General features: G+C 56.2%; 18 protein-coding genes. 10 read left to right on the forward strand and 8 right to left on the reverse strand.

Annotated features, from left to right (window positions below):
• Positions 1-6: 6 nt before the first annotated feature.
• Complete coding sequence (locus K9U38_RS04440) at positions 7-888, reverse strand: LysR substrate-binding domain-containing protein (RefSeq protein WP_224493132.1); 882 nt, start codon at positions 886-888, stop codon at positions 7-9.
• 127 nt (positions 889-1,015) lie between these two features.
• Here K9U38_RS04440 and K9U38_RS04445 point away from each other — a divergent pair, with 127 nt between their 5' ends.
• Positions 1,016-1,258 (forward strand): hypothetical protein, encoded by a 243-nt coding sequence (locus K9U38_RS04445; RefSeq protein ID WP_224493133.1) that lies wholly within the window; start codon positions 1,016-1,018, stop codon positions 1,256-1,258.
• A gap of 12 nt (positions 1,259-1,270) precedes the next feature.
• Here K9U38_RS04445 and K9U38_RS04450 read toward each other — a convergent pair whose 3' ends face one another.
• Genes K9U38_RS04450 through K9U38_RS04460 form a run of 3 tightly spaced genes read right to left on the reverse strand, consistent with a single transcriptional unit; the run spans position 1,271 to position 2,270 of the window.
• Positions 1,271-1,459 (reverse strand): hypothetical protein, encoded by a 189-nt coding sequence (locus K9U38_RS04450; RefSeq protein ID WP_224493134.1) that lies wholly within the window; start codon positions 1,457-1,459, stop codon positions 1,271-1,273.
• Between the two features lie 44 nt (positions 1,460-1,503).
• A complete protein-coding gene (locus K9U38_RS04455; protein ID WP_224493135.1) occupies positions 1,504-1,905 on the reverse strand; it encodes a (R)-mandelonitrile lyase in 402 nt (133 codons plus the stop codon).
• Positions 1,905-2,270, reverse strand: coding sequence for an ArsR/SmtB family transcription factor (locus K9U38_RS04460; RefSeq protein WP_224493136.1), 366 nt, complete (start codon positions 2,268-2,270; stop codon positions 1,905-1,907). The genes K9U38_RS04455 and K9U38_RS04460 overlap by 1 nt, the downstream gene beginning before the upstream one ends.
• A gap of 121 nt (positions 2,271-2,391) precedes the next feature.
• Between K9U38_RS04460 and K9U38_RS04465 the strand changes: the two genes are divergently transcribed.
• Positions 2,392-3,567 (forward strand): MFS transporter, encoded by a 1,176-nt coding sequence (locus K9U38_RS04465; protein WP_224493137.1) that lies wholly within the window; start codon positions 2,392-2,394, stop codon positions 3,565-3,567.
• Positions 3,568-3,582: 15 nt separating this feature from the next.
• Here K9U38_RS04465 and K9U38_RS04470 read toward each other — a convergent pair whose 3' ends face one another.
• The 3 genes from K9U38_RS04470 to K9U38_RS04480 form a co-directional block, all read right to left on the reverse strand.
• A complete protein-coding gene (locus tag K9U38_RS04470) occupies positions 3,583-4,035 on the reverse strand; it encodes a pyridoxamine 5'-phosphate oxidase family protein (RefSeq protein WP_224493138.1) in 453 nt (150 codons plus the stop codon).
• 74 nt (positions 4,036-4,109) lie between these two features.
• Positions 4,110-5,159: a fatty acid desaturase gene (locus K9U38_RS04475; protein WP_224493139.1), complete on the reverse strand. Its 1,050-nt coding sequence runs from the start codon at positions 5,157-5,159 to the stop codon at positions 4,110-4,112.
• Positions 5,160-5,255: 96 nt separating this feature from the next.
• Entirely contained in the window at positions 5,256-5,456 is a 201-nt protein-coding gene (locus K9U38_RS04480; RefSeq protein ID WP_224493140.1) for a hypothetical protein, read from the reverse strand.
• Positions 5,457-5,871: 415 nt separating this feature from the next.
• Here K9U38_RS04480 and K9U38_RS04485 point away from each other — a divergent pair, with 415 nt between their 5' ends.
• The 5 genes from K9U38_RS04485 (at position 5,872) to K9U38_RS04505 (ending at position 8,178) form a co-directional block, all read left to right on the forward strand.
• A complete protein-coding gene (locus tag K9U38_RS04485; RefSeq protein ID WP_224493141.1) occupies positions 5,872-6,048 on the forward strand; it encodes a hypothetical protein in 177 nt (58 codons plus the stop codon).
• Between the two features lie 437 nt (positions 6,049-6,485).
• The gene (locus K9U38_RS04490) at positions 6,486-6,947 is read left to right on the forward strand and encodes a GFA family protein (protein WP_224493198.1); all 462 of its coding nucleotides are present in this window, start codon (positions 6,486-6,488) and stop codon (positions 6,945-6,947) included.
• Positions 6,948-7,070: 123 nt separating this feature from the next.
• Positions 7,071-7,376: a hypothetical protein gene (locus K9U38_RS04495; RefSeq protein ID WP_224493142.1), complete on the forward strand. Its 306-nt coding sequence runs from the start codon at positions 7,071-7,073 to the stop codon at positions 7,374-7,376.
• A gap of 161 nt (positions 7,377-7,537) precedes the next feature.
• Entirely contained in the window at positions 7,538-7,747 is a 210-nt protein-coding gene (locus K9U38_RS04500) for a hypothetical protein (protein WP_224493143.1), read from the forward strand.
• Between the two features lie 17 nt (positions 7,748-7,764).
• Positions 7,765-8,178 carry a cupin domain-containing protein gene (locus K9U38_RS04505; protein WP_224493144.1) on the forward strand — a complete coding sequence of 138 codons (414 nt, stop codon included), beginning with the start codon at positions 7,765-7,767 and terminating at the stop codon, positions 8,176-8,178.
• A 45-nt stretch (positions 8,179-8,223) separates the two neighbouring features.
• Here the strand turns inward: K9U38_RS04505 and arr are convergent, their stop codons facing one another.
• The gene (arr, locus tag K9U38_RS04510) at positions 8,224-8,637 is read right to left on the reverse strand and encodes an NAD(+)--rifampin ADP-ribosyltransferase (protein WP_224493145.1); all 414 of its coding nucleotides are present in this window, start codon (positions 8,635-8,637) and stop codon (positions 8,224-8,226) included.
• A 258-nt stretch (positions 8,638-8,895) separates the two neighbouring features.
• On the opposite strand from arr, the gene K9U38_RS04515 reads away from it, so the two are divergent.
• The 3 genes from K9U38_RS04515 to K9U38_RS04525 all read left to right on the forward strand — a co-directional run bounded on the left by K9U38_RS04515 (position 8,896) and on the right by K9U38_RS04525 (position 11,991).
• A complete protein-coding gene (locus K9U38_RS04515) occupies positions 8,896-10,230 on the forward strand; it encodes a tyrosine-type recombinase/integrase (RefSeq protein WP_224493146.1) in 1,335 nt (444 codons plus the stop codon).
• A 699-nt stretch (positions 10,231-10,929) separates the two neighbouring features.
• Positions 10,930-11,298, forward strand: a complete 369-nt coding sequence (locus K9U38_RS04520) for a helix-turn-helix domain-containing protein (protein ID WP_224493147.1) — start codon at positions 10,930-10,932, stop codon at positions 11,296-11,298.
• 126 nt (positions 11,299-11,424) lie between these two features.
• The gene (locus K9U38_RS04525) at positions 11,425-11,991 is read left to right on the forward strand and encodes a class I SAM-dependent methyltransferase (RefSeq protein ID WP_224493148.1); all 567 of its coding nucleotides are present in this window, start codon (positions 11,425-11,427) and stop codon (positions 11,989-11,991) included.
• The last annotated feature ends 104 nt before the right edge of the window (positions 11,992-12,095 follow it).

A 12,095-nucleotide genomic window follows, 5' to 3' on the forward strand; every position in this document is an offset into this window, starting at 1 on the left:
TCTCGTCTACCTCTCCTCCAGTTGGCCAAGCAGCCAGTCCCGGAAGGCGCGGATCTTCGGCACATTGCGCCGTGCCTCCGGATAGACAAGCCAGTAGAAGTGGTCGGCCGTGCCGACAATATCGAATGGTTGGATAAGCTGGCCTTGTGCCAGCTCTGTCTCATAGAATGCGGGTGTCAGGATGCCGACACCCTGCCCGGCGATAACGGCCTTCCCCTCAAGATGCTGGTCGCCATACCGGCTGCGTGGATCTCCGCGCAAATCCGGCTCCGGAATTCCCGCTGCGGCGAACCAGAGCTGCCACCAGGGATCGCTCGGATCGACAATTGGCAGCTTGAGCAGATCAGCCGGAGTTTTCACACCGCCGATCGATGCCGCAAGCGCCGGATTGAGCATCGGCGTAAAATCGGCGTCGAATATCTTGTGCGCGATCATGCCCGGCCATCGTCCGCTGCCGGAGCGAATGCCGACGTCAGCATCTTGTCTTGAAAAATCAACAATTTCGCGGGTTGCTTGCAGCCGGACAGCGAGTGCGGGCTGGGCGAGCTGGAATGAGCCAAGGCGAGGAACCAGCCAGTTCGCAGCGAAGGTTGGAATTGTCGTAATGGTCAGAACACCGTCGGCATTCTCGCGAGTCGCGGCAATGGCCGCGCGCATCATGTCGAAAGCCTCGCTGATGACGGGCGATAGCCGCGCCCCGATCTCCGTCAGGGTGACCTGGCGGGGACGCCGCAGGAAAAGGGCCGTTCCGATCCGTTCCTCAAGGAGCTTGATCTGATAGCTGACCGCGGCCTGGGTCATGCTCAGCTCTTCGGCTGCCTTGGTGAAGCTGCCATGGCGGGCAGCCGCCTCAAAGGCACGGATTGCGGCAAGTGGCGGAAGGTTCATGGGAAATCTCACATAAGCTGTACTTATGCATGATACTTGGCGTTTTGTTGGAAAACAAGCTGAGCAAGGTGCATCTAGTACTCAACTTTAGAGACGCAGAGCGTCGCCAACATTCGGAGTTGAGGTCATGAACACTGTATCGTCACCAGTTTCGCAAGCCGCCAGCCACGTAATCTGGTGGAGCAGGATTGCCCATCAAGGCAAATCCGAAGTCAGGCGCGAAACTCCACCTCATATCGACACCGACGAATTTTCGGATCACATGTTGCGCGATGTCGGGTTGCGCGATGGCCGGCCCGTACGGGGCGACCGGTCGGATCCAGACGATCTGAATTCCGTGCTTAGGGACTACACCAAACGGTCGCTGTAACGGTGAAAGGTTTCAGGAGTCGAAATCGGTTTCGAGCCGCTTTTCGAGAGCAACAAGGTCATCGGGAAGCGGCATGCCCATGGCCTTGAGCTCATTCAGTTGTTCGCGCAGGTTCTCATGGATCTCATGGGCATCCGTTGGCCGCTGGACCATCGCTTCAAGCAGGAGGGCAATCCGTGCCTTGATGTCTTCGAATGCCATGACGCTTCCTTTCACACAGGCTGTAACCGGCCCATGGTAACAGATTATGCATCGCCGGAATATTGCGTATCAGAGACCTTTTCCATCCAATCCGCCGATTTGCCTTCCACCATTTCCTGCATGGCGATGTGGGCCATGGTCGTTGTGGGGCCAGCGCCGTGCCAGTGTTTTTCGCCGGGTGGAATCCACACTGTGTCGCCAGCCTTGATTTCGCGCAACGGCTCGCCCCAGACCTGAACACGCCCCGCGCCGGAGACGACATGGAGTGTCTGGCCCAGCGGATGCGAATGCCAGGCCGTGCGCGCTCCAGGCTCGAACCTGACGATCACCGCCTGAATCCGGGCCGGTGCGGGTGTCTCGATGATAGGGTCCTGCCACACCGTTCCAGTGAACCAGTCGGACGGTGCCCGGCGGGACGGAACTGTGCCAGCTGCCTTGATCTCCATCACGCTTCTCCCGTTGATTCCGGTACCGCCTCTTGATCCCCGGATGCCGATTTCGCCATCGCTGATGCTACCACCGAATCGAGAAATCCCGGAAAACGTTTTTCCAGATCCTCGCGCCGCAATGTGAGCAGGCGTTTGGTTCCGTCGGGCCGGACGCGAATGACGCCCGCCTCGCGCAGTTTTGCCACGTGATAGCTTAGCGCGGTCTTCGAGCCGAGCTGAAGGAACTGGCCGCATGTCATGGCCCTTTCACTGTTGCTGGCAAGAATGGCAATCATCGCAAGGCGCGTTTCATCGCCAAGCGCTGTCAGGACGGCGGGGAAAGTGATGTCCTCGGTCGCAGGGTGAGGCAGGTAATTTGTCATGGGCGTTTAATAGCAATTGGTAGCAGAGATTTCAATGTTCAACGTTTATTGAACTTTCCGCTTGACTTTCGCCGGAGAAGCTCGCTTAGTTCAAGGATCATTGAACATTAGAGTGGCTCCCATGGATATTCGTCTTATCGGATTGGCGCTTGGCGCATTTGCAATTGGCATTGAAGGGTTTGTGGTCGCCAGCCTCCTGCCACAAATTGCCGGCGACACCGGTGTCACGCTGATCGAGGCGGGCTATCTCGTTGTTACATATGCCTTTGCCTACGCGATCGGCTCTCCGGTTGTTGCCGCGCTTACCGGATCGCTGGACAGGCGATCCGTGCTGATCGGCGGCACACTCGTTTTCGTCGCCGGTGCATTGCTGGCCGCAGTTTCCCCAACCTATCTGATGCTGATGGCAGCGCGTCTGCTGATTGCCGTGATGGCCGGCCTATATGCTGCCACGGCGCAGGCGACCGCCGTTGCGATTTCCGAACCGCATCACCGCGCTCGCGCAATTGCCGCCATAGTAGGTGGAACTACCCTTGCGGTGGCATTCGGTGCGCCACTTGGGGCATTTATCAGCGGGCTTTTCGGATGGCGGGGTACCTACCTGTTCATTGCTCTGGTTGGAACGTTTGCAGCAGTTGTCGTCTGGTTCGTGCTGCCGCGTGGTCTTTACGCCGACCGGCTAACGATTGCGCAGCGGCTTGGCGTCCTTCGCCACCCGGGCCTGCTGCCGGCGCTCTTGACCATGCTGCTCTACATGACCGGTCCGTTTGCCGTATACACCTACATCGCGGCCGTTGCCGTCGACGGTACGGGATTGAGCCACTCGCTGTTACCCGTTGTGCTCCTTGCCTTCGGTATCGGCGCGGCCATCGGAAATGTGCTCGGCGGCCAGCTGTCCGACCGCTTTGGTGCAACGCGAACTGTCGTGATGGCGTCGGTCCTCAATGCTGGCGTGTTGATGTCGGTGAGCTGGATCATGACGCTGCCCGATGACGTCGCCGGACCGAGCCTGGTTGCGATCATGGTATTATGGGGTGTCATCGCCTGGATGTTCCCGCCAGCTCAGGCGAGCCGGGTTCTGGCCATAGCTCCGGAGGGTGCACCACTTGCCCTGTCGCTGAATTACTCGGCCCTTTACCTAGGCGTGGCTTTCGGTTCGATAATAGGCGGGCAGATTATTGCCCATATCGGCCTTGCATATCTTGGCTGGATCGGCGGCCTCTTTCCGCTGTTGGGTCTGGCGGTCATGCGGATCGCAAAGACCAACGTCCGCAAGGAGGAACTGTCGCTCGCATGACGCCGTTGCAGCGGGCTATTCGCCCTTTTCGGTCTTGTGCCCGCTGGTTTCGGTGATGGCGATGCGAAAGTAGACTGGCTCCAGCGAACGCTCGTGCTCTTTGACGATGGTTTTTACGTAGCCGGGCTGCCACCATTCTGCTTTCTTGCTGAGAAGTGCATGGGCAGTACTTCTCGCATCAATGTCGTCTGGCCCTTTTGTCAGCTCCTCGAAGCGGCCAATGACGACGACACTCTGCCACTGGTTGGTCGCGGAAATCTCATCGAACTCGACACAGACACGTGGGTTGGCACGCATGTAGTCAACCTTTTGACCGGACGTCGTGAAGGAATAGAGATATACGCCGTTATAGGCGAACGATAGCGGCACGACGTATGGCTGGTCATCCTTGGCGCAAGCAAGTCTGCCGATCGTGGCCCGTTCAAGCAACTCCCGTATTTCCTGCCGTGTCATTTCTGTGATGATCATGATGCGCGCTCCAACGACAGAATTTCAGTCCCGCGAACGACCGTCAAGGACTTTTCGACCTCCGCGCGCAATACCTATTTGACAGGCACAACTGCCAGGGTGCGAGCCTCCCGGAACGAGATGAGCCTGTGATGTCTTTCGTCCCAGAGGACAAGTTTGACGCATCGCAGACTTTCCAGGATCGTGATGCGTCCGACATCGGCAAGCTCCGGATAGTCCTTGAGCACCTCAGGCAGCCGGTAGCAGGGAACCCGGCTTGAGAGGTGATGAACGTGATGAATGCCAATATTGCCGGTCATCCAACGTAACAGACCGGGCATGACGTAATGCGATGAGCCGTGCAGCGCAGCCTCTTGAAATTGCCAATCATCGCCTTTGGACCAATGTGTTTCTTCGAACTGATGCTGCACGTAGAACAGCCAGATTCCCGCAGCACCGGCCAGTGTGACTATCGGCAGGTGGACGAGCAGAAACGGACCGATACCGATCAGCCACATCAGCACGATTGCCATAACGGCGATGCCGAGATTGGTCGCCATCGTGGAAACCCAGGGTTCCGCACCGGAGCGCATCATGCCGATGGGCAGCCGTTGCTTGATGATAAACAGCCATATCGGTCCGATACCGAACATCACGGCAGGGTGGCGATAGAGCCGGTACCCAAGGCGGCCCCAGCGCGAAAGCGCGCGATACTCGGCCACGGTCAGCGTGGTTATGTCGCCGTCGCCGCGCTGGTCAAGATTGCCCGTGGAGGCATGATGCTGTGCATGTGAGCGGCGCCAGTAGTCATAGGGCGTGAGTGTGAGAACGCCGATGACGCGTCCGGTCCAATCGTCTGAATGGCGATGTGCAAAGAAGGAGCCATGACCGCAATCGTGCTGAATCATGAACAGTCGCAGCAGGAACCCCGCTGCAGGAATGATCAGAACCAGCCCCCACCAGAAACCGTAGCTGACAGCAATCCCGCAAAGCGCCCAGAAGACGGCAAACGGAACGATGGTTACCGCGAGCTCGAACGCGCTGCGTCCCCGATGCGGCTTGCGGTAATTGGCCAGAATTTTGGGCCAGGAACGTTCGACGGGATTTGCGGAAGGCAGAATTTTTTCAGGGGAAGAAGATTTCATCGGCCATAATAGGCTGGGCGCGATGGAGCACGCAAGGCCGGGGATCGAGAAAACATCTGAAGGTGAGAAATTAGCCTTGGGTTATTTCGACGGCCGCTATTGTTGTGTCTGTTGCGTGGCCCGCCAGTTGTCTTTCTCGTTCTCGTCGGGCGTCATCGCGCGATAGAACCAAAGTCCCCTGTCATGATAGCGAAGCCGCATGATGCGGCCCCGGATCATGTCGCCGCTGAGCGATTGCACTGGCTTGTCAGCCGAATAGGGCCGCCACTCCGAGCCATATACAATTCGTGAAACCAATGGCCACATCCTGCGCCCCTTTTTGCCCGGCTCATTTTTAGGTGTATTCTAACGAACCGCCGTGACTGGACCGTGAACGACGTTCGAGACTCTTGTCCAGCCCATCGTGCCCTGTGCCGCAGCAATGTCACGAAGATGGAAACCGGGACTGCCAGCAGCGGTACCGGATCAGTGCCGAGACGCCTAGTCTGATGTGTTCCGAGCTTTTTGCAGCTCGGCGCAAGCTCAATCGAACTGATTAGGGGTTTCCCCGTGAAATAGTCCGACTTGCTTATCACGAGCTCGGCCCAAATCACGTTATCGATTATGCAGGGGGCAGTGGGGCAACACAGGAATGATGAGTAGTCAGCTTGGGTTATCAGGCGTACTAAAAGATCAATCGGAGGCAATCGAAACACTTAGTTTGGACTACGCAGTGGAACGCACATTGATCGCGGGCATTCTGGCCGGATTGGCTAGGCGCGGCCTCGTAGAACAGGTCGACTTCGATTCAATTGTGCAGGTCGGTTCCGCCTTGGGGAGTTCTGATTTCGCCAAGCGCCTGTCGATAAGGATCGAGATGCTGCGAAGCGGCATGGCGGGCGTGTCCTAGTCCGCACGAGGTTTTCTCGGTGTTTACGTCACAAGGACGAACGAGCCGATCAGAAATTTAGTGCAAATATTGAACTATTTTTCTGGTGTCGATTTTTCATCGTGATGGGCCCCGGTTTTGTCATATTGGCCGCAAGTCTCCCGGTCGCGCCGCTTTCTGGACGATGATGTCCGCGTCGCCGCATTGGTCGATCGGAACGTTGAGCGCCAAGCTCGCGTTAAAACACCTTTCGAAGGTCACCCTCGGCCGGCTCCAAGTCGCGGTCCGAACAGTTTTCATTGCGCGATTGGGCGTGATGTCGATTCTGCTTTGTGTTACCGCAGAAGTATGTGATTTCTCGAAATCATCCAGGAACCCACCAGTACAAGAATCACGATCGATGCCTGACCCTTTCGTTGCATTTGGTCGAAGGTAGAAGGAGTGAGACGTTGGCCAAGATGGAAGGAGGATGCCGCTGCGGCCGTGTAAGGTGGCGCATCGAGTGCGAGCAACCTCCTCGCACCTACGCATGCCACTGTTCGGACTGTCAAACCTGGAGCGGAAGCGCCTTCAGTCAGCAGGCGATCGTGGCGCGCGAGCGTTTCGAATGTGTCGGTGATGTCGGCCAGTTCGATTTGCCAAGCGCGGACGGCCAAAGAACATCCATCCAGTTCGCCTGTCCGACATGCTTCACGCGGCTTTACAATACCAACAGCGCCCGGCCCGGCCTTGTCGTCATCCGGGCTGGTACCTTTGACGCAAGTCATGAACTCACCATCGTTGCCCACATCTGGACCAAGCGCAAACAACCATGGCTGATCATCGATGATCGATGGCCCACCTGGCAGGAGAGTGCGCCGCAGGCGGAATTGTTTCGGCTGATTGACGCCCCGCCAGTTAAGGACCTGCCGCCAAACTAGTTCACAATAGTGGAACCAATCGCGGGGCTCGATGTTGCCTTGTAAAGGAGCAATGAAAATGGCCGACAGGCTCCGTCAGTCAGAACACGGTCGCTAACGAACGCTGTTTAAGGAGCAGGTTTCATGAACAAGTACCATCTGGAGAAACAGGTAACAGAGACTGCCAAGGAAGCCCGACAGGGCCTTCTTGGGCGACCTATGCTTTTCGTATTGTTGGGAGGGCTGTTACTCGCCTTGGCTGCATGGGGACTAGTGGAGCTTTATGGCGAAAACATCGATCGTGATCCGGTCACGAGCGGGCAGGCAACGCCAAATCAGACCGGAGCGCCTTCGGGCGCCGGGACAGATACGCCCAACTCGACTAGCGCCCCGACAAACCAGAATCCGGCACCGCAAACCGGCAATGGCGGAGAAACGCAAGGTCAATGAGTTTGATTTGATCGTCCCAATCGCCGCCGATCAAGCTTAGGCAAGGCGTGCACACGGTCTCGTAAGCTGATTTTGCGAAGTCACGGCTCTGGCCCGCAACCATTCACCCCAATTCGTGTTAGGATCATGCACGAAGTTTGGACAGAAAGGCAGGTCAGATGATGATCCACACCAGACGCTCTCCAACGCACCTTGTTTCACTCGAGTCGCAGGATATTGATTGGCTGACTAGGGAAATGACGCATCAACTGGGCAGGGATGAGATGCGCCTCGCTGTATCGAGCTCGAAAAACCAGGAGCGCGAGATCTCGAAGGACATCGATCACGAGAGTCGTATCCTGGCAGCGTTGAGGGCAAGCAATCAGGAATGAAGGGGAGGATGTCAGAAATGAAAAAAGGATTGATCGCAGTTTGTCTTGCGCTTCTGGCATTTCCCGCGCAAGCGTTGGACAGCACAGTCGTGGTGACTCCTATTTTCAAAACGATGCGCACAATAGCTGATCAACCCATTGAACTCCCGCAAAAGAACGTTGAAGTGGTTGTCTCGACATACGATATCGCGCCAGGAGCGATGCTACCTGTTCATCAGCATCACTATCAACGATATGCCTATGTTCTCGCAGGAACGCTTACCGTCACCAATCTCGAGTCCGGCAAGAGCGCTACGTTCACGGAAGGCGATTTCGTGGTGGAATCGCGGTCCGAGTGGCATCAGGGCGCAAACAACGGCACAGAGCCGGTGAAACTCCTAGTTATCGATCAGATCGAGCAAGGCGCCGAGACCGTTACCTTGAAAAATTGAACGGGGGTCGTTCCGGCGCCCCGCCAACGGTCCGGTCAAACAGCCTCAATCGATGATTTGTGCGCCTTGCGCCCTCAGGCGCTCAAGGTTCTCCTTCATTTCCTGTAGTTGTTCGGGGGAGTGACCTTGCCACTGCGTAACCTCGCCGGTGACCCGCAGCGGCTCCCGAGAGCGGTAGGATTGCGTCGGATTGCCTGGGAACTTCTTGTCGGTCAGATTGGGGTCGTCCATGATCGGACCGGTTGGCTCGACGATGTAGATCCGTCCCGGGCTGTCTCCCGCGGCAAGCTCAGCGCCCCAGATTGCGGCATCCAGAGTGCCAGTAAAATAAACCCAGGATGACGGCGTGCCTTCGCCAAAATTGGATCTGAAGCCAACCACGATGAGGTCTCCTGGCTTTAGATCTACCCGGGTGCCATGGTAGAAACGTTTGGGAGTATCGCTGTCGCTGGCTGTCATCCGTTCGTCACAGATCGCTTGTCGTGGAATTGTACTCCCGCTAACGCACATTGTTTAGGAAGGAGAGTAATGGCGCACCCGACAGGATTCGAACCTGTGACCTCTGCCTTCGGAGAGCAGTGATTGAACGATCGAAACGTTCAGACATGTCCACAAATGTATTTTACTATCAATATGATAAGAAATATTTGTCCACTCTTGTCCCGTGATGTACGCAGATATATATTTGACAGATATTTGACGATTTCAGGAGCTGCAATGGCGAAGACCCTAAGAGAAGCGAAGCTCACAACGCCTAGTGCGCGTAAAGAACTGTTATCTGGTGTCCATTGGCGGTCGATCGATCCTGAAACCCACCTCGGGTATCGGAAAGGCATACGCGGAGGCCGGTGGCTGGTACGGTGGTATTCAGGCGAGGGGAAATACCAGCAAGCCACGTTAGGGACGGCAGACGATGTGATAACTGCGGATACCCTATCGTATGCTGCCGCTGAAAAGGCAGCTCGCAAGCATGTGAACGCTGCACGGCTCGAGGCTAAGGCGAAGGCTGGCGGGCCATTGATGACAGTAGCTCTTGCTGTTCATCAATATATTGCAATGCGCGATGCAACTGAGAGCAAACGCTCGGGCAAGAAAACCCGGTCGAATGCATCGCAGCGGCTCGGCAAGCACGTAACGGGGACGCCGCTATCAGAAATTGCATTACATGCTTTGACAGAGCAGGACCTTAAGGCATGGCGCTCAGATCTGTCCGAAATGAAGACCTCTACCGCAAATCGTCTCATCAACGATCTGAAGGCTGCGCTTAATTCCGCGTGGCAAAACAATAGAAGCCGCCTCCCGCCTGACATTTCGACAACCATCAAGCACGGCCTTAAGGCGGCTCAAGCACACGATGAGGGTGAGGACGTTGCCCGTGAAAATCAAATCCTCACAGATGCAGACGTAGGCAGACTGATCAGAGCGTCACAAATTGTGGACGATGCGCAGAGTTGGGACGGCGATCTTTATCGGATGGTGCTCCTCCTCGCAGCTACGGGGGCCAGATTTTCTCAGCTTACCCGTCTCCGCGTTGCAGATGTCCAGAAAAGCCGCCTGATGGTTCCAACAAGCAACAAAGGCCGGGGCATCAAAGTCAACAGGATTGCAGTTCCTGTAGGTGACGACGTGCTTCAAGCGCTCATTCCAGCGACGCAAGGCAGGTCTGGCGACGAGCTGCTCCTGATCCGCTGGAGGCACAAACAGAAGCCTGGCAGTATGGAATGGACGCGAGATATCCGAGGCCCGTGGCAGGCCACTGAGTTGACGCCACCGTGGCAGGAAATTCGCAGGGTATCCGAGATGAAAGACGTCATCCCTTACGCTCTGAGACACTCGTCTGTTGTACGCGGGATACGCGCTAATCTTCCAATCCGACTTGTTGCTGCTCTTCACGATACGAGCGTCCAGATGATTGAAAAGCATTATGCCCGTTGGATTGTTGACGGGCTTGACGAATTGGCAGCGAGGGCAGTTGTACCCCTGATCCCCCACCTGGAGGGCGACAGCGTCGTGCAGTTGGGCGGGAAAGCAGCATGGACAGCGACGCCATAAACAGCATCGTGCCCTCTGACGAACTCCAGGGGCATTGCTTGGAGCCCTCGCCGTCCAGTGCGGAGATTGCGCGCCATGCCTAACGAAAACGATTCCATTTCACAGACGCCAACCTGGATACTTTCGCCGACATCATCCATTCCCTTGCGGGAAAGAGCTGCAGCAAGAAAGGCGTTGGCCGAGGCAATCTCGCAACGCGAAAGCAGCCCAGCGTTGCATAAAGCCTACTGGAACGCGGTCCTTGAGGTGAATGTAATTCCGGGCAATTCCAGTCGAGATATTGCCGCGAAATGTTTGCGGGACCTGCGGCGCTCGGGCGATCGTGAGGGTGCCAAAGCTCTCCTACGGCTTATAAGCGGGAAGGGCCCCGGTCGGCCCACGTCTGATCTCGAATACTATGGTTTGGCAGAGAGATTTGCTTTGGAGCGCTCGAAATTGAGGGAAGACCGTAAGGGAGGGCGCGTATCAATCAAGGAAGTCGAGAAAAAGATCTTTGATGATAGCGGAATTTCGGTATCGAAAATGCGACGGGCACGCCGAAAGTTCGGTGATTTGGCCGAAGCACGTGTCGAGGCAAGGTGCTCACTCGCGAAAATATTCGGAAAATAAGGGGCATTTTCGGTCAGGGATCGTAGAAGACAACGTGTCGTCCATGACTATAATGGGAGGCTACTTCAACAATGGTTGTGAGGTAGCAACATGGGATTCCCAAAGATTTCAAATACGGCCAACGGTTATGCAACCGTTTCGGTCGCACCTCTAAAACGGGTTGCGCTTGATATTCCGAGCACGGTTGACGCGTCAGGTCTATCTAGAGCGCAAATTTACAAAGACTTACGCGCTGGAAAGCTCGCGGCCTACAAGAACGGTAGCCGGACGCTGATTTTTCTCGATGACCTTGAGGGATATTTGCGTAGATTGCCACGCGCGGAATTTCGTCCACTGGACGATGAGGCTGAACTGAATGTTTCCAATGAAGATGGCCGCCTGGAAACGGATGCACCCGATGCAGCGACGCCGGCGTCGACATTGGGCGGTAAAGCGCGGCATCAGCAAACACAGAAATGACGAACCGCCGGCTGGTGACCGGCGGTGCCGAGCAACTGAGAGCATTTTGCAATGTGCGCATAATATGTTGCTCTGATTCCGTTCCGTCAAGCCCACGTGGTTCTTCAACTCGAATGAGGAACCGAAATGCGAATTCGCGCGCCACAGGCCGAACGCGGCTTAGACCTCTACGAAACTTCGCCCGTTGCCGTTCACGCCCTGCTTCGGACCGAGCGACTACCGCAAAACATTTGGGAGCCAGCGTGCGGGCCTGGCGCAATTGCGCGTGCTTTGCGCGCTGCGGGTCATCATGTCCTTGCTACCGACATAGTCGACTACAAGTCACCCGACCAAGATTATTCGGGTTGGGATTTTCTACTTGAGCATTCGCTTCCTGACGGCATCCAGGCAGTCGTTACCAATCCGCCATTCGCTATTGCCGACTCCTTCGTCACGCATGCGCTAGATTTGTGCCCGCTCGTCGCAATGCTGTTGAGGTTAGACTTTCTGGAAAGTGTCAAGCGGTCATCGATACTTGAGGGAGGATTTCTTTCTCGGGTTTACGTTTTTCGCGACCGCCTGCCAATGATGCACCGGGCGAATTGGCAAGGTCCCAGAGCTTCAAATCCGACCGCATATGCGTGGTTCGTCTGGGACCGCGCCCATCAGGGTGAGGCAACGCTTCACCGTATATCAGCGAGGGCGCCAACGTGAGCGGTTGCAGACAATCGAACGCAACATCGATGATGGAGCTCACCGCTTACGATCGCCATTGGTGTGAGGGCACTGACAGGAGACGCAGGCCGGCACTTTTTGAA

This window comes from Phyllobacterium lublinensis (assembly GCF_020164435.1).
Taxonomy (GTDB): Bacteria; Pseudomonadota; Alphaproteobacteria; order Rhizobiales; family Rhizobiaceae; genus Phyllobacterium; species Phyllobacterium lublinensis.

Coding starts and splice junctions, on each gene's coding strand:
- K9U38_RS04515 (WP_224493146.1), top strand. CDS start 8,896: ATGGCGAAGACCCTAAGAGAAGCGAAGCTCACAACGCCTAGTGCGCGT.
- K9U38_RS04500 (WP_224493143.1), top strand. CDS start 7,538: ATGATCCACACCAGACGCTCTCCAACGCACCTTGTTTCACTCGAGTCG.
- K9U38_RS04465 (WP_224493137.1), top strand. CDS start 2,392: ATGGATATTCGTCTTATCGGATTGGCGCTTGGCGCATTTGCAATTGGC.
- K9U38_RS04520 (WP_224493147.1), top strand. CDS start 10,930: ATGGGATTCCCAAAGATTTCAAATACGGCCAACGGTTATGCAACCGTT.
- K9U38_RS04495 (WP_224493142.1), top strand. CDS start 7,071: ATGAACAAGTACCATCTGGAGAAACAGGTAACAGAGACTGCCAAGGAA.
- K9U38_RS04445 (WP_224493133.1), top strand. CDS start 1,016: ATGAACACTGTATCGTCACCAGTTTCGCAAGCCGCCAGCCACGTAATC.
- K9U38_RS04450 (WP_224493134.1), bottom strand. CDS start 1,459: ATGGCATTCGAAGACATCAAGGCACGGATTGCCCTCCTGCTTGAAGCG.
- K9U38_RS04525 (WP_224493148.1), top strand. CDS start 11,425: ATGCGAATTCGCGCGCCACAGGCCGAACGCGGCTTAGACCTCTACGAA.
- K9U38_RS04455 (WP_224493135.1), bottom strand. CDS start 1,905: ATGGAGATCAAGGCAGCTGGCACAGTTCCGTCCCGCCGGGCACCGTCC.
- K9U38_RS04490 (WP_224493198.1), top strand. CDS start 6,486: ATGGAAGGAGGATGCCGCTGCGGCCGTGTAAGGTGGCGCATCGAGTGC.
- K9U38_RS04505 (WP_224493144.1), top strand. CDS start 7,765: ATGAAAAAAGGATTGATCGCAGTTTGTCTTGCGCTTCTGGCATTTCCC.
- K9U38_RS04475 (WP_224493139.1), bottom strand. CDS start 5,159: ATGAAATCTTCTTCCCCTGAAAAAATTCTGCCTTCCGCAAATCCCGTC.
- K9U38_RS04460 (WP_224493136.1), bottom strand. CDS start 2,270: ATGACAAATTACCTGCCTCACCCTGCGACCGAGGACATCACTTTCCCC.
- K9U38_RS04440 (WP_224493132.1), bottom strand. CDS start 888: ATGAACCTTCCGCCACTTGCCGCAATCCGTGCCTTTGAGGCGGCTGCC.
- arr (WP_224493145.1), bottom strand. CDS start 8,637: ATGACAGCCAGCGACAGCGATACTCCCAAACGTTTCTACCATGGCACC.
- K9U38_RS04470 (WP_224493138.1), bottom strand. CDS start 4,035: ATGATCATCACAGAAATGACACGGCAGGAAATACGGGAGTTGCTTGAA.